The following is a 21837-nucleotide window of genomic DNA, read 5'->3' as shown; positions in this document are numbered from 1 at the left end:
CCGGCTCGTTCTGTATCCAAGGCCCCTCGGCTGCGCGAAGCGCTCGCCGTAACTAGCCGCGACCGCGTGTTTCTGCCGATCCTGCTAGGTACAATCTTTTGCGTGCTGGGGTACGGCCACTTCGGCTCGACGCTGGCGCAGTATTTGGCGCTCAACACCCATTTTGCGGATGGGGGAAAAGCTTTCTCCTACATGCTGTCGTTAAATGCGATTACGGTACTCGTCGTCCAATATCCCGTTGTGCGGACTACCCGCCATTTTCCGCCGGTCGTCCCGCTGATCCTCGGCAATGTATGCGTCTCGGCAGCTTTGATTCTGTTCGGTCTGGCCGGCGGCCTGCCTCTGCTTATGTTCAGCGTCGTGCTGTTCACGATTGGCGAAGTGCTCTTGTTCACGATGATGGACATGCTGATCGACCGGGTCGCGAAGCCGGAATGGAAAGGGACCTACTTCGGGACCATCGGTTTCAACGGTATAGGCAGCGTCATGGCTCCGATTCTCGGCGGCCTGCTGCTTGATCAGTTGGGTGCGAATCACGGACCCGCAATATTCATCCCGCTGGCTCTCATGACTGCGCTTGGTCTGCCCTTTCTCTTGACTGCGCACCGCCGTCTGGCGGAGCAAGAACGTTCCTCTAAAATACATACGGTGGAATACAATGAGCGGATAGGGTGACGATAGATCAACATTTTGAAAGAGGTATTTCGGACGGGGCGCCCTTGCGGCGCCTTTTTTCTATTCTGGATGTTTTGTTGGTGCGATGAATGTTTGGGATTTGACGGAGTGGCAAGGGATGTGATTGGTTTTATTATTATGAATTTTTCATATGGTGAAATGAGATAAGTAGATGATAACCGATTATTACGGAATTGATCGCAGAAGACAGGGGTTGTGAACGTACAAAAAATAGCCTTGTTGACGTGCAACAGGCTATTTTTTGTGTGGGAAGGAATTTAATTATTAATGAGGGCTGTAGATGGAGTAAGCAAAATGATACAGTGAGGTTTCGTTGGAACTTAAAGTGGAATTTGAATTGATTTGTAAAGGAATGATGTCGAAATAGTGAATGGATACCCAGTTATCATAACTATAGAATCCGGAAGCCGGTTGAATATTATTTATGGAAGCGGTGAAAGCGCCGTTGGCATCTGTTGTAGTTGCCGCAGAATATACTTTGTTATTTATAGTGGTTTGAATGACGACAGTGATCGGAACATAGGCTGCTGCCGCTCCGGTGGAATCCTTGGCCACTCCGGATACAGTGATGTAGTTCTTGATCCGGTATTTAGAACCGTAGCCGTAGTTTACTTTTCCGGATACACCGGGATCTGAAGCGACATTGTTTACAGTAACCTGAGTTGCCTTACTGCCAATACTAAGCGTATACGGCTGTGATGCATTGGAGGAGGACAGGCTGATGACTCTGAAATAATAGGTGCCGGCGCTAATGTTAAAGTCTGTGCTTGTATTCTGTGTAATAGTACCCAGCAAGCTCAGGTTCTGATTATAAATGTCAACCTGATATGTTGTGCCTGCGGCCGGGTTGGTAAATGATATAGTAAATTGTTTGTCGGCGCTAACCGTGTATTTAATCCAATCTTGATCAAAATCGTTGTCAATGGTCTGGCTTACCTGAAATGCACCGGTCTTCACATTAGCATAGGCGTAATTATCATCCGGCTCTGCATTATCGTAAGTAGGGGACTCCAAGACTTCAAAATAGAAGGGGTTGGTATCATCGGATCCTGCGTAGGAGTTTACAGCCAGATAATAAATGCCGGCTGGAGCAATCCGGCTTAATTGTTCATTCATTTGTGGACCATAAGTAGATGCGTATTCTTCTACAAGTTGATAGGTATCCAAGTCAAGTCTGTACAAATGCAGATCATAGTCGACCGATGCAGATTGCACAGTTTGGAGAATAGCAGTCAGTTTGCCCGCCGTAGTCGTCTGGAAGGTATACCACTTTTCTCCGCCTTCAACAGTGATGTAATCATAATATACTTGTCCGGTACCTATAGTTAACGCGTTATTCGGATTATCATTGTATGTAGCCTGAACAGCGGATGTATGCAGCTGTCGTTCTTGTAATGCACCTTTAGCTGACTCTTTAGGCTTAGCGGCCTCCGCGATATTCAGCTTGCTGATGTTCCGGACATTCTCTGCGGAAATTTTCTCTGCTGCATTAGTACTGAGATTTACCTGAGGAATTGACGGGACCGATACACCCTGTGCTGATGAAACCCCGCTAAGTATTGTGGAAAAAAATAATGCACCAACCATGATGACCTTCTTGTACATCAAATCATCTCCCAGAAAATGTAATAAATTACATATCGAATTATTCCACGATAATCCAAAAATATCAATATAAAAAAATACACTATACCTTTAGTTAACATAATAATTATTATGTATACTTTAGGATCGATCAAAGGCTTATGTCTCACCCCATTAAAAAAGCCGCCCAAATGGACGGCTGACTAATCTTTATAATTGTAGCGACTATAGATTTTAAAGGACGGGCTCGCTGTATACTTTCTCCTCACGCTTATTCAAAATATTTTCTTCCAGCACCGCGAATTTGTCGCCGTATTCTTTGATGATATGTCTCTCCCCCCATGCGCAGAGTGAATCGAGAATCGATTTCAGGCTCCAGCCGTACTCGCTCAGCTCATATTCCACCTTGGGCGGAACCTGGTTATAGCAGATTCGGTTGACGATGCCGTGTTCTTCCAATTCTCTGAGCTGTTGGGTCAGCATTTTTTGCGTGATTCCCGGCATAAGACGCTTCAGGTCACTCGTCCGTTTCTTACCGTGCGTAAGATGGCACAGAATAACGCATTTCCACTTCCCGCCGATGATTTCAAGGGTTGCTTCCACCGGAATATTATATTTCTTTTGAGTCATTGTTCATCTGCCTCCATAAAGAAATTGTCTTGATTAGGAACTAAAAAGTACCTATAGTACTTAAAAGTACGTACTGTTCAATAATAATCGTTGGATACATAATAACACTATCGGCCGGTAATTACCACACTGGAATGGAGAGAATGTAAATAACTATAGGGGGATTTCAAGAATGATAGATAACCTGCAAAGCAAAGCAACACTTCAAGGCGGGGTTCAAATGCCCTGGTTCGGACTAGGCGTATTTCAAGTGGAGGAAGGCTCAGAGCTGGTTGAAGCGGTAAAATCGGCAATAAAGCACGGGTATCGCAGCATTGATACAGCCGCGATTTACGGCAATGAGAGCGGCGTCGGCCAAGGCATTCGCGAAGCTCTTTCCGAGAACAATCTTTCCAGAGAAGATCTGTTCATAACCTCCAAGGTCTGGAATTCCGATCTAGGATATGCCGAAACGCTGGCCGCTTATGAGACGAGCCTGAGCAAGCTGGGTCTTGATTATCTCGATCTTTATCTCATTCACTGGCCGGTAGCGGGCAAATATAAAGAAGCTTGGAGAGCGCTGGAGACTTTGTACAAAGAAGGCCGTGTTAAAGCGATCGGAGTGAGCAATTTCCAAATTCATCATCTGGAGGACTTATTTGCGGACGCCGAAATTAAGCCTATGGTGAATCAGGTGGAGTTCCATCCTTATCTTTCACAAAAAGAGCTGCTTCAATTCTCCCGCGAAAATAGTATTCAGCTGGAGGCGTGGGCACCTTTAATGCAGGGAGGGCTGCTCTCTCAACCGCTTCTGCAAGCAATAGCTGCAAAATACGGTAAATCGGTCCCTCAAATCATTTTGCGCTGGGATTTGCAGCACGGAGTCATTACCATCCCAAAGTCAACCAAAGAACATCGCATTATTGAAAATGCTTCGGTCTTCGACATTGAGCTGAACCAGGATGAGATGAACCAAATCGATGCCCTGAACCAAAACCGCCGCGTTGGCCCCGACCCGGATAACTTTGATTTCTGATTTCTTAGCTGCCCCCCGCTTTTAGCATTTGAAAAGGCGGGGGTTTTTTAATATCCGCATGAACTCTATTCTGAATTTTTCATATGATGAATTTTGAACAGATTAAGCGATGCATCCTATACTTACATATTCTGTAGCAGAACTTTTAATGGATCTTGGATCGCTTCAATTGGTTTACATAATATTTATTATGTTATGCATGACATCATCAACTAAGAAAATGTTATATAATTATTTTATTCCGCTCGTAAAATCCCTTATTTTTTCAGAGATTTCTTTTGGATGGGAACGATATAAATAATGTCCCGCGTCCAATAAGACCATTTCTCCATGTACAGACTCCTCTACAGATATATGCTGACCGTATTGTTCCATTTTTTTCTTCTTTTCGTACCTTGATCAATTTCGCCTCCTTTAAAGTACGCAAGTGATACGAAGTATTCGATTTCGTAGTATCGCGTATGTGTCCTACTTCTCCGCAATTCATCTCCTTCTTGCTGGCGTATAGAGCTCGTATGATGTCCAATCTTGTTTCATCAGCTAACGCCTTAAATATTTTGACTCTGAGCTCATCATTTATTATTTTTTGAGTAGTCATAAAACCATTGTACTAAGATATTGCTACATATCAAGTCTTTAGAAAAATACCACCATATTCTCCGATTTTTAAGTGAAATGTTTTGATTTTGTCTACACCATAAAATCCGAAGACCCAAACAAAAAAACCGCTATATTAGTACCGTTTCTTGTCCCTCGACATCAACCACCTTGTGGCCCTCCTTCCTATTTTTCGAAATAAACCCCTGCATTATTTTGATTTGTTTAGATCACGACCAGACCAAATACCTTTTGTCACATTGGAAAGCAGCCAAGGAATAGGCTGGCACAGCAGCTTGAACAAGACTCCTCCGATAGCCCCAGTCAGCAGGGTAACAGCGAATCTGACATTCGGATTTTTTCGTAATTGTGTCTGCATTTCATCACAGCAGCTTGGAAACGAAATGATCGATCCGGTTCGTATATATTTCGCCTCTGTCGCCGCTTTTGCCTGTCACCGCCCGGTAGACCAGCCTCTCCGCAAGCGACAGCTTGCTAAATTTCACTTCGCTGCCCAGCACCTCCGCAGCCTTGGCTTGCAAATACAGGCTCTCCGGAAAGGAACGCAGCAGCTCCAGCCCGGCTTTATCCTCCGATTCACCCGCACAAATAAACAAGCCGATTCGCTTGTCTGCCAGAGCTGTTATCTCCCGGTCTACGAACTCGGACATTCGCTTCTGGATTTTCCCGTAATAAATGGACCCGCCTAAAATCACAGTATCAAATCCGGCTAAGGAAGGCAGAGGAGTATGCATTAAATTGACGGTTTCCGCCCCTTCTCCCATCCGCGATTGCAAAGCCAGAGCCGCTTGTTCGGCACAGCCATGCCGTGAAGTATAGAGAATAATGGCTTTCATGGGCTATCTTCCTCTCTGCGAACATTTTTCAACAAGACGGCCATGCAGCAGATCATACCGATATTAAAAGCCGGAAACAGAATCATCTCCACCGGAGATATATATACCCCCGCCCAAACCATTGCCGCCAGCATAGCCGAAATGGAAGTCAGCAATGTCATAGCCTTCACAATGACGACCGATGCGAGCAGATAGCCGAAAGATTCTTGCGAATGAGCATCACTCCGGCCAGAACGGAGCTTGGAACGAGAATACCCAGATCCATGGCCTGAATGACCAAGGTGCTGTAATGCTCCAAGCCCTGCGGCGGTACACCCGAAGTAAGCGAACCCGCTATTTTACCCAGCCAGAGCATCGCCACGGCAAAAGCTATCAACAGCAGGTAAGCTCCGATCACTCTAACGGGAAGACCCGGCCCAAAATGCCCGGAAATCCGGTTGTAGTCGAAAGAGGCCATCGTTAATATGAAGGCATAAAGACTTAACGACATTAAAGCCACATAGATAAGGAATAAGGCATTGTACGATAGAAAGGAGTAGGACATATACGTGTATAAAAAGTAGCCAAGCGTCCCGATCAGCAGCAGTCTTCCCCTAAAGCTTCCCCTCACCGACAGCGTCACGGAAACCGCAAGCAGCGGTATGCCCGCAAACAGGGTGACGGCATCCTGACCTCTTGCCTGCGCCGCCATGGATACCGAGTCGTATTGATACACACCACGACCATCGAGCGCCACCTGTTCTCCCCTTACGGAAGTAAACATTTGCCTGCCCATTCCGCCGCCGGATAATAGACCATACCCCGCCGCAACTGCCGCCAGCACGATGATCAGCATGGACAAAAATAATACGATCCTTCCATTTTTCATCAGCTTCCCTAACGCCTCCGCCCGTTTCTTATAAATGGCCGATCATAATCAGCGTCGTCTCCAGATAATGATGGATTAACCGTTCTTTCTGTTCCACAGGAAGGTCCTTCTCCATCGTCAGACGCAGGATTAGCCCAAATGCCCCGCTCCAGATCACCTGGGCCGTCCGCTCCAGATCATCTTCATCCTTCTCTTTCAGATGCTCGAAGCTGCGGAGCAGCCGGAAGAGCAAGTTTAGCGCCTCTCGCTGCGACGCAGCCCCGCGAAACAGCACAGCCGTATGGGATAGAACAGAAGGAGATTCGTTAAGCATAATGTCCCGGTAACGGACGCCGTCCGCAAGCGAAGTCTCTATATAACGCCGCATCGTCTGCGCGAATACAAGCTCCGGCCGTGTCTCCTTAGCACTAACAGCGTTCAGGTCCGACACCATCTCCAGATAGCCGTGCTCCAGGAGCTGTTCAATTATGGCTTCCTTGCCTGCGAAATAATGATAAATAATGCCCGGCGAATATTCGATGTGCTTCGCAATCTTCCGGATGGACAAGCCCTCCAGCCCTTCCTCCGCCGCGATGCGGCCAGCCGCATCCAAAATAGCCTGCCGCATCTCATCCCGCTCACGCTCCTGCCGCTCCTGGCGTTTCTTCATGGCTCGAGCCTCCTTTCAATTGTCGTTAAATAGTGTTTAGTATGTTGAACACCGTTCAGTATAGAGTTTGCCCGGATTGCTGTCAATGAGCTTTTTCCCCAACGCATTCGCATGTGTAAGCTTGTTGAACAGAAAAAAGGCAACCCGGTTGAATACCAGATTGCCGTACCTGCTCCTGTCTGTTTATTTATTGACCCTGCCGACGTTCAGGGTGCTGAAATATTGGCTCGGGTTGCCCTGACGCGAATTGAATTTTTCCTGGAAAGCTCCGTTCGTATAATCGCCGATCACCCTGTGCCAGAAGGTGCGGGCAGGCGAGTTGGCGCGAATCTGGGATACCTTCCAATCTCCCGGGAACATATCGAACAGCAGATGCGCCGCCCATGTTCCGACGCCGGAACGGCGGTATTTAGGCATAACAAAAAACTCCGTCATGTAAAACTGTCCTTCGCTGCTTCGCAGCAGGCGGTCAACGAGCGCAAAGCCTGCCGGACGATTATCGCATGTAATAAGATAAGCATATTTGTTATGGCCGCTGCTCCAGTAAGCTTCCAGGCCCGGATATGCAGGATATTCCCCATCCAGGTTCACATCCAGGTCCAGGTATCGTGTGAAGTCGTACAGATAGAACTGCATCAGTCTGCTGATAATCTGCTTCCGTTCGGCAGGAACGAGTTCGAGTCCAAGTTCCAAGGGATTCACCTCTGCGTGTCACTTTTTTTGCTATTATTTCACATGATATAACTTTGAACCCTCCGGAGCAAGGCGGGAAGCTACAAGAAAATCCAATCGGAACATGATAAAATAGTAGGCAGAACAAAGAATCTGTGAATAAAGGTGACCTCATGAGCATTCAAAAACAGAGCGACCGCAAACATCTGGAGCAAAAGCTGCCGTCGATGCCTTGGTTCGTACAGCAATTTATCGATTACAAGCTGCCGGACCTCTCTCCTTCCACCCTGCTGGAATACGTGCGGGATTATGAATCCTTTTTCGGTTGGCTGCGCTCGGAAGGATTGTCGGAAGCCGGAAGCCATGCGGAAATTACGCTGCTGGACCTGGAGACGCTCCACATGGACAGCATTGTCGGCTACCGCCTGCACCTGACCACCCGAACGGAAGGGACGAATTCAAAAATTACCGTTTCAAGGAAGCTGTCCTCCCTCCGCTCCCTGTTTCATTACCTCAGCCAGATCGCCGAAGACGAGAACTTCTATCCCCTGCTGAAGCGCAATATCATGGCCAAAGTTGAAATCAAGCGCATTCACAAGCCGAAGGATACCGCGGCCAGGCTGAAAGGAAAAATACTGGAGGAGGATGAGCTGCTCGAATTTGTCGGCTACATCCTTGAAGGCTATGGACGTGATGTGGAAGACAATAAGCAGGCGTATTACGCTTTTCAATTAAACCGCGAGCGGGATGCCTGCATTGCAGGTCTTATCCTCAACTCGGGGCTGCGCGTATCGGAAATCGTCAATATGAATATGGATGACCTGGATCTGAACAACAAGCTGCTGTATGTGTTCCGCAAAGGCCATAATGACGAGACCTTTAAGACGCCTGTGTATTTTCGCGAGCAGGCCAAGGATGATCTGCAGCTGTATTTGAGCCTCCGGCAGTCCCGCTACAACACGCCCAAGAAGGAAAAAGCGCTGTTCGTGACGAAGCCCAACGGCAGCCAGGAGGGCAAGCGGATGACCAAGCGCGCTATTCAAGCCATGATCATCAAGTACGCCAGGCGGTTCGGCAAGCCCTACTTAACCGTTCACAAGCTGCGGCACTCTTTCGCTACCGACTATTATTTGCAGAACGACATTTATAAAACAAAGGAGCAGCTCGGGCACGCTTCCACCGAGACGACCGAGGTATATGCCCACTTGACCGACAAGACGATGTCCGATGCCATTGAGCGGCGGATCGAATCGTGACACAATCGGCGGCTTCACGTATCCTGCGGGATGCGCGAAAAGCCGCCTTTTTCCGCTCGATGAACGGTTGCAGGGGTCTTTAGCAGCTGCAGATTTTGCGGATATGATGATATGATGGATTATGCGGTTTCTATTGTTGTGAATTTTTCATATATTGAAATTTTGAAAAAAGGTTCGTTCCCGCCATAAGTATTCGGCGATTGCGGTCGTATCGTTGATTCCAAACCAGCGCTGCCCAGGCGGAAGACATTCCGCGATGGACCCAGGAAGTTCTCCCCAAATTGCCGCCGCCGCTACTCCAGTTAGCCGTGAAGCCAGCTCCAAATCCGCTTCATTCCGTAACAGCACGATCTTGGGATAAGGTTCCTCCTTGAAGCCTTCCACAAGCACATAATCGTAATGCATAAAAGCCTGTATCAATTCTGCCAGCTCTCTGCTCCTCTTTTCAAAAATAAAAGACTGTTCTTTCCCCGTGATGGCAACCGCCCCGGCGCCCGCCTCCCGCTGCTGCCACGTATCGGTGCCCGGACGGTCGGTTTCAAAACCGTGGACATCATGCTTAATGACGGCAACGCTGCACCCCTTGGCTTTAAGCAGCGGGATCAATTCGCAAATAAGCGTTGTTTTGCCGCTGTTTTTGTAGCCGGCAACCTGGCAGACCGCAGGCCGGAAGGATGAGGTCCCGCTCATCCCACTCCTGTCCGCATAACCGCTTCGGGAGCCCGCATGAGCGCCGGAAATGGGCAAAGCTACGGATGCGGGAGTTTGCCTCAACCGCCCGGACCGCCGAAATCCTCTGCCTAAGACCGTTTCCCTGCTACCCAGAGACCTCCTCATGGCAGCTTAATTACCTGTACCTTCGTCCCGGCAGTCAATCCGCGTTCTTCGGGAGGCACGATCATCAGGCAATCGCTATCCTTGATCGTAACCATGGCAGACGATTCGTCGTTTACGGCAGGATAGGCATAGACGCTCCCGTCGCGCACTTCCAGACAGGCCCGCACAAAGCGGGTATAATTGTTGACCTTGGAATAGTCGGCGCCAAGGATCACCGTCCACTCCGGAAGGAATGGCTCCGCCGACCCCTGCATGTTAGTGATGACCGGATGGGCGAACAGCTGGAAGCCGACAAAACAGGCGCCGGGATTTCCGGAGAGTGCAAGCAGCATCTTGCCGCCCCGCACTGCGGCCGTCGTGACGCTGCCAGGGCGCATGGTGACTTTGTTGAACAGCATGTCCCCCGCTTCTTCGCGCACCAGGTCGCCCATTATATCATAATCGCCGACCGAAACGCCTCCGGTTGTAATCACCAGGTCGTAAGTTTCCAGAGCCATCTGCACCTTACTGCGGGCAAGATCGAGATCGTCGGCAATGGCGCCAAGCATTACCGGCTCGCCCCCCGTTTCTCTAACCAGCGCCTCCAGCATCGGGGTATTGCTGTTGCGGATTTTGCCGGGCTGAAGCGGCTCCTTCACATCCAGCAGTTCACTGCCTGTAGCGAATACGCCGACCTTGGGCCTGCGGATAACCGGCACGCCGGATATGCCGAACGTCGCCAGCACGGCGATATCTCCTGCCGCAATCTTACGGCCAGCCGATAATACGGTCTCGCCCTCGCTTATTTCCAACCCCTGCGGTGTAACATTGCGGCCGCTTGCAATCGGCTTGCGGATACCGACATGGGGGATGCCGTCAAGCTCGCGGATTTCCGTCGCCTCCAGCATAACGACAGCGTCGGCGCCCTCTGGAACCTGCGCTCCGGTCATAATCCGCGCCGCTGTTCCGGGGATAATCGTCCCGGACGGCACCGAGCCGCAGGGGATATTGTCAACTACTTTCAGCCACACGATCCCGCCTTCGCGGCAGTTTTCTGTATCTGCGGCGATTACAGCATAGCCGTCCATTCCCGAACGATTGAACGCAGGGATAGGATGGGGAGCCGCTATATTTTCCGCTAAATATCGCCCCTGAACCTCTTCAAGCGGAACGGTCTCGGTTTCAAGCCGCGTGGCGTAAGCCAGGATTCTCTTCTGAGCATCCTGTACCTGCAGCGCCTTCCGCCCAAACTTATTGTCCATTGATTCCCGGTTTGCCATTACTGTTCCTCCCGATTCTGTTCTCAATCTCATATAACCGCCTAAGTATTACCAAGCCTAGATTTCTCGCTTTATTGTATCACACAGAATTTAATGTTCCGAGCCCAGCAGCCGATGCATGGACCGCATAGACATAGAAAAAGCAGGAATACGCAATGGCATTCCTGCTTATCGTTGTGTCCAACTTTCCATTTTTGATTCTGGCGCTTACACGCCCCGGATGACTCTCACGTCACCGGGAATGATTTTTTCTCCCTCATAGAGCATAAACCGCCCGTTCTGCCATTCGATCCGGAGCAGTTGCCCTTCATCCGACTGGTACTGCCATACATGCTGGTCGCCCGCGTTCATAAAAGAGGTCTGTCCGGAAACCGACACATGGCCCTCATACTCTTCCTCCAGATAATATACAATATCATCCAAGTTCATCGTGGCGGGAACCTCTGTTAGACTGTCCATGCGGCCGTCAATAGCCTTATACAGCGCATATCGCAGCTCTTCCCTCTGCTCAATATGCAAATAAGCGATTGCCGTGCCATCTCGCAGCGTCAACAGTGCCGCATTCCGGCTGAAATTGCTTACGCGCCCCGTCACCTCGTAGGTGACGAGCGAGACTTCGCAAATATCACCGGGCGCCAGCTGCAGCATGCTCTTTTCCCGCAGCGGCGGTTCATCCTTCGCGAACAAATTGCCAATACGCTTCCATATACTCATCAAGGTATCCTCCCTCTCATGAACACGTCAGTACAAAACGAAGGAGAAACGGCGCCGCCGTCTCTCCTCCGCCTGTATACCCGGACCGCTAACCTTCGCGGGAGTTCCCGTTATTGTTTCTCGTATTGCTTCATCAAGGCGGCGAGTTCGTCTTCGACCGCCTGGTCCTTGCCGAGCTTCGCGAACTCGTCGTCCAGCGATTTGCCCTGAGCGCTCATCTCGTTGCTCGCCTCCGCATGCGCTTCGGCCTGGAGCATCTTCTCCTCCATCCGTTTCAGTCCGGCAGTGGCGGAATCGGAGCTGAACCCGCTCATCGCTTTATTGATTTCGGTCTGTGCCTTTGCAGCGTTATAGCGGGCGACCAGCGTCTCGCGCTTGCTCTTCATTTGATTAAGCTGCTTGCGCATTTCTTCCAGCTTCGCCCGCAAATTGTCCGCGGAAGCCTTGTTCTGGTCGTAGCTGGTCTTATATTCCGTCAGCTTGCCTTCGGCGGTCTTCTTCTCTTCCAGAGCCCGGCGGGCGAGGTCGACGTTGCCTGCCTGCGCAGCGGTATGCGCCTGCTGGGTGCGCTTATTCACCAGCGCTTCCTGCTCTTCGTAAAGCTGCTTGAATTTCTTCTCGATCGCGATTTGGGCGGCTACCGCCTTCTCCGCATCCTCCAGATCCTCTGTCATATCACGGATATATTGGTCGGTCATCTTGATCGGATCTTCAGCTTTGTCAATAATTGCATTGATATTGGATAAGGTTAAATCGCGCAATCTTTTAAAAATCGACATGGTTCATTCCTCCAAAAGATGGTTTATAAATGCTCGTTGATATGTTCTACGCAAGAAAAAGCGGGCGCGTTTCATTTTTTAAAGCTTGTCCGCCAAATATTGTTCCACCTTGCGCTCTACAATCTCTACCACCTGTGCGATTTGTTCTTTGGACAGATCGTCGTAATGAATTCCCATGACAACCGTTACCGTTCTGTTCAGCGCTTCGGCAACTCTAATAGCGACCGATTCGCTGATGGTATGCTCCTTATGCCCGGGCACGGCCGAAGTCGCCGCCGAAACGCCGTTCCCGCCCGGATAAGCGGTGCTGGCAGCGCCGATATGCCGGACTCCGCCTGTAATCAGCAGCAAAATATCTTGTCCCACCGCTGTTTCGGACAACAGGATATCTCCCGGATCAAAGGCTCCCGAAGACACGGGCATTCCCTCCCCTATTTTATTAACCGTTTGCTTAGATAATACCCCGTATTTCATCCAGAGAAGCTATATTCTCTTCGATCATAAACTGACGGAGGTCTCTAAGCAAGTCCTCGCCTGCCCGCATATTCATAAAGTTATAGGTGCCCACCTGAACCACGGCTGCTCCCGCCATAATGAATTCAATGATATCCGTCGCGGAGGAAATTCCGCCCATGCCGATGACCGGTATTTCCACTCTTTGGGCCACTTGGTGCACCATTCGCAGCGCAATCGGCTTAATAGCCGGACCGGACAACCCTGCGTACAGATTGTTGAACACGCTGCGCCGGCGCCGCACATCGATTTTCATTCCGGAGATTGTATTGATAAGCGAGACAGCGTCCGCCCCTTCTTCCTGGCACATGATCGCCATATCGGCGATATCCTCCGCATTCGGCGATAGCTTGACTGACAGGGGCAGTCTCGTTGCCTGCCGGACGGCCCGCACCAGCTCACGCGCGTCACAGGTTCGGATGCCGAAGGCGATTCCGCCTTCTTTTACATTCGGGCAGGAAATGTTCAGCTCAATCATATCAACCGCTTTACGGCTGCGGGCTTCAGCATCCTTCTGAATCTGCTCGGCTCCGGCGACGTAATCCTCGAAGGTATTTCCCCCCAGATTCACGATTCGCACGGTGTCCAGCGTCTCCCAGTACGCACATTCTTTGTCTAAAAAAGCGGCAACTCCCGGGTTCTCCAGCCCGACGCTGTTCAGCATCCCTGATGCCGTCTCGTACACACGGGTCCCCTGGTTGCCCGCCTTGGGCTGAAGCGTCAGCCCCTTGCCGGAAATGCCGCCGAGCTCGTTCACGTCATAAAATTTCGCATATTCCTTGCCGAAGCCGAAGGTTCCTGAAGCCATGACGATCGGGTTCTTGAACGTGACGCCGGCAATGCGGGTGCTCAAATCGAGTTCCGTATTTCTAGATGAAGAATCTCCGATTCTAATCATGGAATACGACCTCCTCCGCCAAAAATACCGGGCCGTCCGCACAGGCTTTCCGCTGCCCGTCCTTACAGGATACGCTGCAGACGAGGCATGCCCCGATTCCGCAGGCCATGCGGTTCTCCAGCGACAAATACACGTTCACCGGACTTCCCGAGGTAGCCGCGGCGATCCCTTTAAGCTGGGCCGCTTTAAGCATCGGATGCGGTCCGCATACGAAAATATGGTCATACTCCGCAAAATCGACATTGTCCAAAATAATACCGCCGACATCGACCGTTAGTTTTGCCGCATAGGGGCGGAACTCCTCCGTCTGAAAAGGCTCGCGGCTGAAGCCAAGGTATACGTCGCAGCCAGGAATCTCCCTGGCGCAGTACAGCAGCGGCGCGATGCCGATGCCCCCGCCAACCAGCGCAACCCGGCCTGTAACAGCCGGAAAGCCGCTGCCGAAAGGTCCTTCCAGATTAATGGAGTCACCGGGAGTCAGCTGAGCGAACAGCTCTGTGCCTTCCCCTACGACATGATACAAAAACTCAATGCCATCGTCTTCCACCTGATGTATGCTCAGGGGTCTGGACAGGACAGGATAGGCTCCCCACGCCCGCAGCATGTAGAATTGGCCCATCTCGCCGCCATAATCTCCGCTCACCCGGAGATGGTAAACATTATCCGCCAGCCGCTCGTTACTTATAACCGTCCCCACTGTATCAAGCTCCTTAAAATTTTATCTTATTAAAGATGCCTGAGAAGCACAGTAAAATCTGTGATCTTCTTCACAATTAGTGATCTTATTTTCGAGAACCGCGAGCATCCGTTATTAACAGTATACACAGATTGGAAGCTTCAAGAAATAATGAATACGGGTGTAGGAGTTAGTATGTTTTGCTCCCGGTTGTGGAATAACAAACGTACTAATGTCTGGATTTGAAAGGAGCGCAAGATGATGATTAATGCCCGCTGTGCCAGAATGATCATTTTGGGCCTTATTTGTGCATTCATCTGCTGTCTCGCAGGCTGCTCGCCTGATTCGGTTACGCGAACAGAAGCAGCGGTTGCAGAAAGCGAAACCGGCGGAAGCCAGATCGCGTGCCGCGACGCCGGGACGGCCGGAGATTCTCTGGAATGCCCTGCCGCAGCGAATGGAAAGGACTTCGACCGGAACCGGAACCGGGAACCGGCCAGCAAACCCGCTTACGCGCCGCTGACTCTCGGACAGCTCATCCGCAAGTACCCGAACGCCATCAAGACGAACGGCCCCCGAACCAAAGAGATCGCTCTCACCTTTGACGACGTTCCGGACCCCAGGTTCACGCCGCAGATATTGAATGTCCTCCGGAGGTACCGGGTGAAAGCCACTTTTTTCATAGTAGGAAAACGGGCGGCCAAGCATCCCGCGCTTGTTAGACGCATCGTGAGCGAAGGGCACAGCATTGGCAACCATTCCTACAACCATCCCCAGTTCACCAAACTAAGCTTGCGTCAATTCCGTTCCCAAATCTTACGCGCGGAAAATATCATCAATAAAATAGCCGGATTCAGACCTCGCCTAATCCGCCCCCCTTACGGCGAAATAACTGAACAGCAGCTCAAATGGTCCGCAGCCCAAGGTTACAAGCTGGTTAACTGGAATGTCGACTCTCTGGATTGGAAAGGATTGTCCCGCGAGCAGGTTAAGCGCAATATTTTGTCGCATGCCGGTAAAGGGTCGATCATCCTTCAGCATGCCGGAGGTGGTACAGGCAGCAATCTGAAAGGCACCATTGAGGCGCTGCCCGATGTCATTGAAACGCTCCGGCGCAGAGGATACACCTTTGTCACCGTACCCGAGATGCTGAATGTGCCGGAACAGAAATAGAACGAGCAGCAGCTCATTTAGACAAGAAGAAACGGCTTCGCCGTCCTTTTAGGGACGGCACCGTTTCTCGTAGAAATATAAGACAAAATGATAAGAGCTCAGCTTATAATTTCTTAAATATTGCAAAAAAAGAAACAAAGCGGGCCTGCCAGCCTGACTTTGTTTCTAAATAATACGCTATTTAATCAGATACAATTGCACATATTGGTAACCGAAATCGGAGACGAAGCTTTGGCTTCCGGGTATGAAAATGTCGATACGGTTGCCTTGTATGGCGCTTCCTTTATCAGACGCGGTTGCCACAAAAGCCTCCTTCGGCAGGCCGGGATGAGAATACCCTGTCACCAGCACCTTCGTTCCCAGCGGAATGACAGCCGGATCGACGGCGATCGTCCCAAGCTTCAGCGGATTGCCAAAGTAATCAACGGCCCCCCATTGGCCGTTCTCGCTTGCGGCGGAGGAATAGGCGGTCGCTTTAACCTGCAGCGTTTTTTCATAGTTAAAGGTTTTCCCCCATGCCTCAACCGTCTTCGAATCCGTCTCTGCGGCCAGCGGTACCGCCCGGGGTATGCTCATCGCCTGCAGCCTGGTTGCAGCCGGGGATGCGTCCGAATCCGGATCGGGAATCACCAGTCTCAGACCGGGATACAAATTAAGCGGATCAATATCCGGATTCGCTTTGATTAAGGTACTTACGTCCACGCCGTATTTTTTGGATACCGTATAAAATGTCGTCTGATTCCCTGCAACATGTACCCTGTCCGCATACGCCGGCGAAGCGACCAACAACGCTCCAAGGCCCAAAATGGCGAAGGCGGATTGTATCGATGATTTTCCGAACTTCATAACTTCCTCCTCTGCTTCCTTCACGAAAAAGCGTTTATGTATTTCATACAATCGTCGGCCATTGTTCTATTGCTGCATCCGGCAGCTCCGACATTTTTTAATATATCACAATTTTGTAACCATTTCATTTGTAATTGTTACCACTTTGAAATATTTAATTGAAATGCACGGCACATCCAATATATTTTACACTGCGTTAACAATCAAAGCTGCCATAGAAGGTAAAATAAATAGGAATCGTCCTTGGTATCCATCAAAAAAGGAGATTAATACATTGTTTTCACCGTATGTTAAAATAAGAGGATATCACCAGAATCGACCCATTGGTTATGAATTTGGAGGAGTCATGAGCGAAGAAGAGAAAAACAACATTCACAGCAGTCCATCCGCCGCTTATCTGAACCGGGATCTGAGCTGGATTGAGTTCAACCGCCGCGTTCTGAGGGAAGCTCAGGACCCGAGTACCCCCTTGATGGATCGGGCCAAATTTCTTGGCATCGTCTCAAGCAATCTGGATGAATTCATCAGTGTGCGGGTTGCGGGCATTCAGGATCAAATCCGAGCGGGCTATACGAAAAAAGACTTTACCGGTTATACTCCTTCCGGCCTCCACCAGCGCCTGTACAAGCGTGTCGGAAAAATTGTCGCTGATCAATACCGGACCTTCCGGGATATTTCCCGGAGTCTTAACAAGGAAGGCATCATACTTGTCGATTACGAGGACCTTACCAACGCCCAGGAAGCCGCGGTGGAGCAATATTACCGGGATATCATTTTCCCCGTATTGACGCCGATGGCAGTGGATCAGAGCCGGCCTTTCCCGCTTGTCCACAGCCTGTTTATTTATCTTGCGGTCGTTCTGACGAAAAAGCATAAAGAGCATGAAGAGTTCTTTTTCGCCATCCTGCAAATCCCGTCCAATCTGCCGCGCTGCATTCCTCTCCCGCATCGTGCCAACAGCAAGCGGAGGCAGTTCGTCTATATTGAGGATGTCATCCGCGCCCATATCGGAACGCTCTTCAGCGGCTATCATCCGGTCGCCGTCAATGAGTTCCGGCTTACGCGAAATTCCGATCTCAGCATTGACGAAGAAGGCGCCGAGGATTTGCTGGAGGAGATTGAAAAGGAACTGCGGAAGCGCCGGCGCGGCGCGCCGGTCAGACTGGAAGTCCAAAAAGGCATTCATCCGTACGCTCTGGAGCAGCTGCAGGCCGAATTTGAAGCCGAGCATTTTGTGTATGAGATTGACGGTCCGCTCGATCTCGGATTTCTGCGCCAATTTACCGGAGGCTTCAAGGGGCTGAGCTCCCTGAACTATCCCCCAGTCGAGCCCGTCTATCCGGCTGAGTTCGAGGAAACCGAGGATTTCTTCGAGGTGCTGCGGGAACGCGACGTGCTGGTCTATCATCCCTACGAATCATTCGAGTCCTTTATCGATTTTATTACCCAAGCGTCCGAGGACGATCAGGTCATGGCGATCAAAATGACCCTTTACAGGGTCAGCGGCAATTCGCCGCTCATTACCGCGCTCGCGCGCGCTGCGGGATCGGGCAAGCAGGTAACCGTAGTGGTGGAGCTGAAGGCGAGGTTCGACGAAGAGCGCAATATTGCGTGGGCCCGGAAGCTGGAGCAGGCGGGCTGCCATGTGGTATATGGATTGGTCGGCCTGAAGACCCATGCCAAGATTACCCTGATTGTGCGTCAGGAAGGCAATGAGTTGCGCCGTTATGTGCATATCGGGACCGGAAATTATAATGAGAATACCGCCAAATTGTATACCGATATCAGTCTGTTCACCGCGCATTACGAAATCGGGCTGGACGCTTCCGAGCTGTTCAATCAGATCACGGGATATTCCGCCAATTGCGAGTGGAACTCCTTCTTCGTCGCTCCGGTCAGCTTGAGCAATTCGCTGAAGAAGCTGATTCAGCGGGAGAGCGAGCATGCGGCGAACGGCCGCCCGGCCCGTATTATCGCCAAAATGAACTCTCTCTCCAACCAGCAGGTGATCGATGATTTGTACGAAGCGGATCAATCCGGCGTCTCGATCGACCTGATCGTTCGGGGGGTCTGCTGCCTTCGTCCCGGAGTTCCGGGTCTTAGCGAACGGATAACGGTACGCAGCATTGTCGACCGCTTCCTGGAGCATTCCCGGATATACTATTTTGAGAACGGCGGAAACCCTGAGGTGTATTTATCAAGCGCGGACTGGATGACTCGCAATCTGACCCGCCGGGTGGAGTTAATGTGCCCTGTCCGGGATAAAACAGCCCGTGAACAGGTGTTTCAGATTTTGGAGATGTCCCTTAAGGACAATCAGAAATCAAGCTTCCTGCTGCCAAACGGCAACTATGAGCGGCCAAACGACAAAAAGGCCCCTTTCCGGAGCCAGTTCGCCGCTATGAATGTGGAGAGCTGGAAATATGCTCAAGCTTTACCTTCAGACCCCATGCATTCCTGAATACCTTGAGGGCTTCGTCGATCTCCTCCAGCTTTAAGAGAGACCGCTGATTGCCTAGAATTTGGATATCAAGACTTCCCCCTTTCAAGCGGGGGTTAACCTGCTGCTGTATTCCGGTTTCGTTGTTATCCAGGGCCGCGCTCAGTTGAACAAGCGAACCCAGCTTATGTATCCACTCCTCGTCGGAGGCCAGAAGAATGTCCTTATGCTCAGTGGACAGCTTCTGCTTCCGGCTTTTTGTGCTGTATGACGCGATTAGGCTGCACAGAACGAGCTGACGGTGCGTAAGTCCCCGGATCGGCGAGTTCATCAGCCAATAGCGGGTATGCCGCTTGGACTGGTAATAATTAATATTGGTTCCGAGGCGGTAAAGCATGACCGATACATAGATGAGCATTTCCTGCTCCTTCGCATCCCCTTCGACTTTGAGGGCCCTATATAAGCTCTGCGCGATTTTATGGACATCATTTAAAAAATCGGCCGATGCCTCGTTGTTCAGACGCAGCAGCGTTCCGAGACTGTACTCCAACGCGCTTGCGCGTACCGGGTGATCCGGTTCCAGCAGATCGTGCAGCATCCCCTCACGCAGCCCTTCTCCGCTAATGACGGCTTGTCCGGCTCCGATATACTGATAGACGGTGTGAAAAATAATCAGGCCCGATACGATAATGTCAGCCCGGCTCTTCGACAGGCCATCGAGATTCTTTCGCTTGTCGTATGACATCGCGGGGAGCGTCTCCATGAATTTTTTTATCGTCTCGCTATACATTGTGTATCCATGGGAATTAGGAAGGGAATATTTGCGCCCCTTCTGATCTATCTTGCCAAGCGTCCGCAGCGTCCCTCCGAGACCGTATAAGGGCAGCCCCTTTCCAGTATGAAGCCATTCGCAGTCTTCAAGATGCTCGCGGACAAAGGCTTCCAGCTTGCGCACCTGCTCCCCGCTCCAATTGCCTCCATTGCCGAATGTCACATTGGTGTTGACCGCTCCGAATGGAAAGGAAATGCTGTTTCGGTAGCTCCGATTTTGAAATAGCGTAATTTCCGTACTTCCGCCGCCAATATCAATGACATAGCCGTCATTGACATCGAAGGCGTTGATGACGCCGAGAAAGCCGAAATAGGCCTCCTGGTGCCCGCTGATGATCTCGATCTCCATCCCCGCTGCATCGGAGAGAAACGCGGTGATCTCTTCGGAGTTGGCCGCATTCCGGATTGCAGCCGTTGCGCCTACGCGGACCCGGGCCACGTCGTATACACGGCAAACCATTCTAAATTGCAGGAGGACCGGAACAATCGTTTCCAGCGTCTCGCGTTCCAGTCGGCCCTCCTTAGTGATCTTCTCGCTCAGACGGGCGGAATATTTAGATTCTTTGATAATCCGGTACCCGCCTTCAGGCGTTGTTTCATAGATGACAAGTCTGATGGAGTTCGAACCGATATCAATAATACCGATTCGGCTAAGGTTGTTGTTCATAAGTATGTTTCCCCTTTATTTATCGCTGAGCATAATTATACATCTTCCGGGCACATATTTACATTTTAAACGTTTAACATTTTTCTAAACGAATCAAATCTTAATTGTTGGAAATCGTAACGCTTCCCAGCGGGAAACGCCCGTCCGTCCGGCGGCTGCTGATGGCAAAGTCAACGCCCGGCAGCCCGCTGTCCGGGTCGAGAATAGCAGCCAACACCGTGTAGCGCCCTCCCGGAAGCACTGCCGGCAAATTTAGGTGGACGACGGCTGTGCTTGCGCCCGGCACCCAGGTCCTTATATCTGTGGAGCTGCGGACGGAAGCTTTGACGTTCCCTTCTTCGTCCGCCAGTGAAATCTCTAGCGGCCATTTGAAGTAAAAGGGCGCCGTTCCGCGGTTGGCGACGATCAGCTTGACATGCAGCGTCTCGCCCGGCTTTCTCTTTTCTTCATAGACCGCCTTCTGGATAACGAAGCGGTAGCCGATGGTGCGGAGAAAGCGGTCGATATTCGCCTGCAGCGGGCCCCCGGGCTCCTCATCCCAAGGCGCGGAGGGACCAAGCCAGGATACATGGGTCAGCCAGGCCTGCCGGATCGTTTCTTCCAGATTCCCGTCCGCAAAAAAGACACGCGGATCTCCCGAGAATTCGCCTCCACTGGGTGATTTCACCCAGAAATCCCGCATGGCCGGCTCTTTGTCCTTCGTCAGCCAAGAGGTGTAGCCGCTTGTGTACCAGCTCAGGAATTCGTCAATGGTCGCGTCATGCTTGCCGAAAGCATCATTATACAGCCCCATTCCATAACGCGCTGCAGCCTCTGTCGGACGGCGCATCAGCAGCGGCTTGGCGCTGAAAAAGCGGACATACGGCTCTATGTACTTGTCCGTTATGCTTCGGGGCGGAAAAGGGATGCGGCCCGGTTCGGAGTTCATCGTATGCCACTCCCCCCAGTGGCCGACGCTGCCAAGCTGAATAAAGGCAACGGCAGGATCATGATTATAGCGCTGGGCAAGAGCTTCAATCAGCTTCCGGTGCGAATGGATCAGCTGAGGACTGGAGTAGTCAGGACTGAAGCCTTTTCCGTAGGGCAGATCGTACCAGGTTCCCCTCTCTCCGGTTTCCTTATACAGCCAATCCGGAATGTCGAGATGACGGTCCGCCCTGGGATAATCCAGCACCACCCGAAGCACAAACCGGACACCTCGCTCTCTCCAGTACTGAAAGTGAAAGGTCTCTTCTATGCCGGCGAAATTATATTTTCCCGGTTCCGGCTCCAATTCTCTCCAGGTCAGATTGGCATGCACAAGCGTAACCGGTTGAAGCACTCCCTCCGGGTCGCGCGCGTCCGCTGTAAATCCCGTATACGGATTGTGCAGTACGGTTC

General features: G+C 51.0%; 22 protein-coding genes. 5 read left to right on the top strand and 17 right to left on the bottom strand.

Going from position 1 to position 21837, the window contains the following annotated elements:
* On the top strand, positions 1 to 675 hold a 675-nt coding region (locus L691_RS0106390; protein ID WP_025689476.1), incomplete at its 5' end, for an MFS transporter.
* A gap of 285 nt (positions 676 to 960) precedes the next feature.
* On the opposite strand, the gene L691_RS0106385 is transcribed toward L691_RS0106390, so the two are convergent.
* Together L691_RS0106385 and L691_RS0106380 are read right to left on the bottom strand one after the other, a co-directional pair.
* Positions 961 to 2301, bottom strand: a complete 1341-nt coding sequence (locus L691_RS0106385) for a carboxypeptidase-like regulatory domain-containing protein (RefSeq protein ID WP_025689475.1) — start codon at positions 2299 to 2301, stop codon at positions 961 to 963.
* 213 nt (positions 2302 to 2514) lie between these two features.
* Positions 2515 to 2910 (bottom strand): winged helix-turn-helix transcriptional regulator, encoded by a 396-nt coding sequence (locus L691_RS0106380; protein ID WP_025689472.1) that lies wholly within the window; start codon positions 2908 to 2910, stop codon positions 2515 to 2517.
* 172 nt (positions 2911 to 3082) lie between these two features.
* Here L691_RS0106380 and L691_RS0106375 point away from each other — a divergent pair, with 172 nt between their 5' ends.
* Complete coding sequence (locus tag L691_RS0106375; protein ID WP_025689471.1) at positions 3083 to 3925, top strand: aldo/keto reductase; 843 nt, start codon at positions 3083 to 3085, stop codon at positions 3923 to 3925.
* 265 nt (positions 3926 to 4190) lie between these two features.
* On the opposite strand, the gene L691_RS31125 is transcribed toward L691_RS0106375, so the two are convergent.
* The 5 genes from L691_RS31125 to L691_RS0106355 all read right to left on the bottom strand — a co-directional run bounded on the left by L691_RS31125 (position 4191) and on the right by L691_RS0106355 (position 7589).
* Positions 4191 to 4523 (bottom strand): ArsR/SmtB family transcription factor, encoded by a 333-nt coding sequence (locus L691_RS31125; protein ID WP_084653892.1) that lies wholly within the window; start codon positions 4521 to 4523, stop codon positions 4191 to 4193.
* 382 nt (positions 4524 to 4905) lie between these two features.
* Positions 4906 to 5379, bottom strand: coding sequence for a flavodoxin domain-containing protein (locus L691_RS30575; RefSeq protein ID WP_025689470.1), 474 nt, complete (start codon positions 5377 to 5379; stop codon positions 4906 to 4908).
* 166 nt (positions 5380 to 5545) lie between these two features.
* Complete coding sequence (locus L691_RS28060) at positions 5546 to 6247, bottom strand: hypothetical protein (RefSeq protein ID WP_051459311.1); 702 nt, start codon at positions 6245 to 6247, stop codon at positions 5546 to 5548.
* Positions 6248 to 6275: 28 nt separating this feature from the next.
* Positions 6276 to 6896, bottom strand: a complete 621-nt coding sequence (locus tag L691_RS0106360) for a TetR/AcrR family transcriptional regulator (protein ID WP_025689469.1) — start codon at positions 6894 to 6896, stop codon at positions 6276 to 6278.
* 183 nt (positions 6897 to 7079) lie between these two features.
* The gene (locus L691_RS0106355) at positions 7080 to 7589 is read right to left on the bottom strand and encodes a GNAT family N-acetyltransferase (protein WP_025689468.1); all 510 of its coding nucleotides are present in this window, start codon (positions 7587 to 7589) and stop codon (positions 7080 to 7082) included.
* Between the two features lie 152 nt (positions 7590 to 7741).
* On the opposite strand from L691_RS0106355, the gene xerS reads away from it, so the two are divergent.
* Positions 7742 to 8824, top strand: coding sequence for a tyrosine recombinase XerS (xerS, locus tag L691_RS0106350; RefSeq protein WP_025689466.1), 1083 nt, complete (start codon positions 7742 to 7744; stop codon positions 8822 to 8824).
* A gap of 147 nt (positions 8825 to 8971) precedes the next feature.
* Here the strand turns inward: xerS and mobB are convergent, their stop codons facing one another.
* The 7 genes from mobB to L691_RS0106315 form a co-directional block, all read right to left on the bottom strand.
* Positions 8972 to 9598 carry a molybdopterin-guanine dinucleotide biosynthesis protein B gene (mobB, locus tag L691_RS0106345; protein WP_232229114.1) on the bottom strand — a complete coding sequence of 209 codons (627 nt, stop codon included), beginning with the start codon at positions 9596 to 9598 and terminating at the stop codon, positions 8972 to 8974.
* Positions 9599 to 9657: 59 nt separating this feature from the next.
* Positions 9658 to 10920, bottom strand: coding sequence for a molybdopterin molybdotransferase MoeA (locus L691_RS28055; protein WP_036735685.1), 1263 nt, complete (start codon positions 10918 to 10920; stop codon positions 9658 to 9660).
* A gap of 207 nt (positions 10921 to 11127) precedes the next feature.
* Complete coding sequence (locus L691_RS0106335; RefSeq protein ID WP_025689463.1) at positions 11128 to 11634, bottom strand: DUF4178 domain-containing protein; 507 nt, start codon at positions 11632 to 11634, stop codon at positions 11128 to 11130.
* A gap of 110 nt (positions 11635 to 11744) precedes the next feature.
* The gene (locus L691_RS0106330; protein WP_025689462.1) at positions 11745 to 12413 is read right to left on the bottom strand and encodes a PspA/IM30 family protein; all 669 of its coding nucleotides are present in this window, start codon (positions 12411 to 12413) and stop codon (positions 11745 to 11747) included.
* 78 nt (positions 12414 to 12491) lie between these two features.
* Positions 12492 to 12830, bottom strand: a complete 339-nt coding sequence (gene lpdD / locus L691_RS0106325; protein ID WP_025689461.1) for a prenylated flavin chaperone LpdD — start codon at positions 12828 to 12830, stop codon at positions 12492 to 12494.
* Positions 12831 to 12864: 34 nt separating this feature from the next.
* Positions 12865 to 13824, bottom strand: coding sequence for a dihydroorotate dehydrogenase (locus L691_RS0106320; RefSeq protein WP_025689459.1), 960 nt, complete (start codon positions 13822 to 13824; stop codon positions 12865 to 12867).
* A complete protein-coding gene (locus L691_RS0106315) occupies positions 13817 to 14521 on the bottom strand; it encodes a dihydroorotate dehydrogenase electron transfer subunit (RefSeq protein WP_025689457.1) in 705 nt (234 codons plus the stop codon). Before L691_RS0106315 ends, L691_RS0106320 begins: the two co-directional genes overlap by 8 nt.
* A gap of 237 nt (positions 14522 to 14758) precedes the next feature.
* On the opposite strand from L691_RS0106315, the gene L691_RS28050 reads away from it, so the two are divergent.
* Complete coding sequence (locus L691_RS28050) at positions 14759 to 15673, top strand: polysaccharide deacetylase family protein (RefSeq protein WP_232229113.1); 915 nt, start codon at positions 14759 to 14761, stop codon at positions 15671 to 15673.
* A gap of 177 nt (positions 15674 to 15850) precedes the next feature.
* On the opposite strand, the gene L691_RS0106305 is transcribed toward L691_RS28050, so the two are convergent.
* On the bottom strand, positions 15851 to 16519 hold the full coding sequence (locus L691_RS0106305; RefSeq protein ID WP_025689455.1) for a 3D domain-containing protein: 669 nt from the start codon (positions 16517 to 16519) through the stop codon (positions 15851 to 15853).
* Positions 16520 to 16865: 346 nt separating this feature from the next.
* Here L691_RS0106305 and ppk1 point away from each other — a divergent pair, with 346 nt between their 5' ends.
* Entirely contained in the window at positions 16866 to 18980 is a 2115-nt protein-coding gene (gene ppk1, locus L691_RS0106300) for a polyphosphate kinase 1 (RefSeq protein WP_025689454.1), read from the top strand.
* On the opposite strand, the gene L691_RS0106295 is transcribed toward ppk1, so the two are convergent.
* Together L691_RS0106295 and L691_RS0106290 are read right to left on the bottom strand one after the other, a co-directional pair.
* Positions 18919 to 20457, bottom strand: a complete 1539-nt coding sequence (locus tag L691_RS0106295) for a Ppx/GppA family phosphatase (RefSeq protein WP_025689452.1) — start codon at positions 20455 to 20457, stop codon at positions 18919 to 18921. The two genes, ppk1 and L691_RS0106295, sit on opposite strands and share 62 nt — an antisense overlap.
* A 100-nt stretch (positions 20458 to 20557) precedes the next feature.
* Positions 20558 to 21837, bottom strand: a 1280-nt coding sequence (locus L691_RS0106290; protein ID WP_025689451.1) for a DUF4832 domain-containing protein, incomplete at its 5' end; no start/stop codon positions are given.

Source organism: Paenibacillus zanthoxyli JH29 (assembly GCF_000520715.1).
Lineage (GTDB): Bacteria > Bacillota > Bacilli > Paenibacillales > Paenibacillaceae > Paenibacillus_AQ > Paenibacillus_AQ zanthoxyli.
Note: the sequence above shows the minus strand (reverse complement) of the source record. Positions and strands in the feature narration are given on the sequence as shown.

Bases quoted from the DNA above. Each gene is read 5' to 3' on its own strand.
- ppk1 (WP_025689454.1), top strand. From the start codon at position 16,866: ATGAGCGAAGAAGAGAAAAACAACATTCACAGCAGTCCATCCGCCGCT.
- L691_RS31125 (WP_084653892.1), bottom strand. From the start codon at position 4,523: ATGACTACTCAAAAAATAATAAATGATGAGCTCAGAGTCAAAATATTT.
- L691_RS0106380 (WP_025689472.1), bottom strand. From the start codon at position 2,910: ATGACTCAAAAGAAATATAATATTCCGGTGGAAGCAACCCTTGAAATC.
- L691_RS0106330 (WP_025689462.1), bottom strand. From the start codon at position 12,413: ATGTCGATTTTTAAAAGATTGCGCGATTTAACCTTATCCAATATCAAT.
- L691_RS0106335 (WP_025689463.1), bottom strand. From the start codon at position 11,634: ATGAGTATATGGAAGCGTATTGGCAATTTGTTCGCGAAGGATGAACCG.
- L691_RS0106320 (WP_025689459.1), bottom strand. From the start codon at position 13,824: ATGATTAGAATCGGAGATTCTTCATCTAGAAATACGGAACTCGATTTG.
- L691_RS0106385 (WP_025689475.1), bottom strand. From the start codon at position 2,301: ATGTACAAGAAGGTCATCATGGTTGGTGCATTATTTTTTTCCACAATA.
- L691_RS0106375 (WP_025689471.1), top strand. From the start codon at position 3,083: ATGATAGATAACCTGCAAAGCAAAGCAACACTTCAAGGCGGGGTTCAA.
- L691_RS28060 (WP_051459311.1), bottom strand. From the start codon at position 6,247: ATGAAAAATGGAAGGATCGTATTATTTTTGTCCATGCTGATCATCGTG.
- L691_RS0106295 (WP_025689452.1), bottom strand. From the start codon at position 20,457: ATGAACAACAACCTTAGCCGAATCGGTATTATTGATATCGGTTCGAAC.
- L691_RS0106305 (WP_025689455.1), bottom strand. From the start codon at position 16,519: ATGAAGTTCGGAAAATCATCGATACAATCCGCCTTCGCCATTTTGGGC.
- L691_RS28050 (WP_232229113.1), top strand. From the start codon at position 14,759: ATGATGATTAATGCCCGCTGTGCCAGAATGATCATTTTGGGCCTTATT.
- L691_RS0106360 (WP_025689469.1), bottom strand. From the start codon at position 6,896: ATGAAGAAACGCCAGGAGCGGCAGGAGCGTGAGCGGGATGAGATGCGG.
- L691_RS30575 (WP_025689470.1), bottom strand. From the start codon at position 5,379: ATGAAAGCCATTATTCTCTATACTTCACGGCATGGCTGTGCCGAACAA.
- L691_RS28055 (WP_036735685.1), bottom strand. From the start codon at position 10,920: ATGGCAAACCGGGAATCAATGGACAATAAGTTTGGGCGGAAGGCGCTG.
- xerS (WP_025689466.1), top strand. From the start codon at position 7,742: ATGAGCATTCAAAAACAGAGCGACCGCAAACATCTGGAGCAAAAGCTG.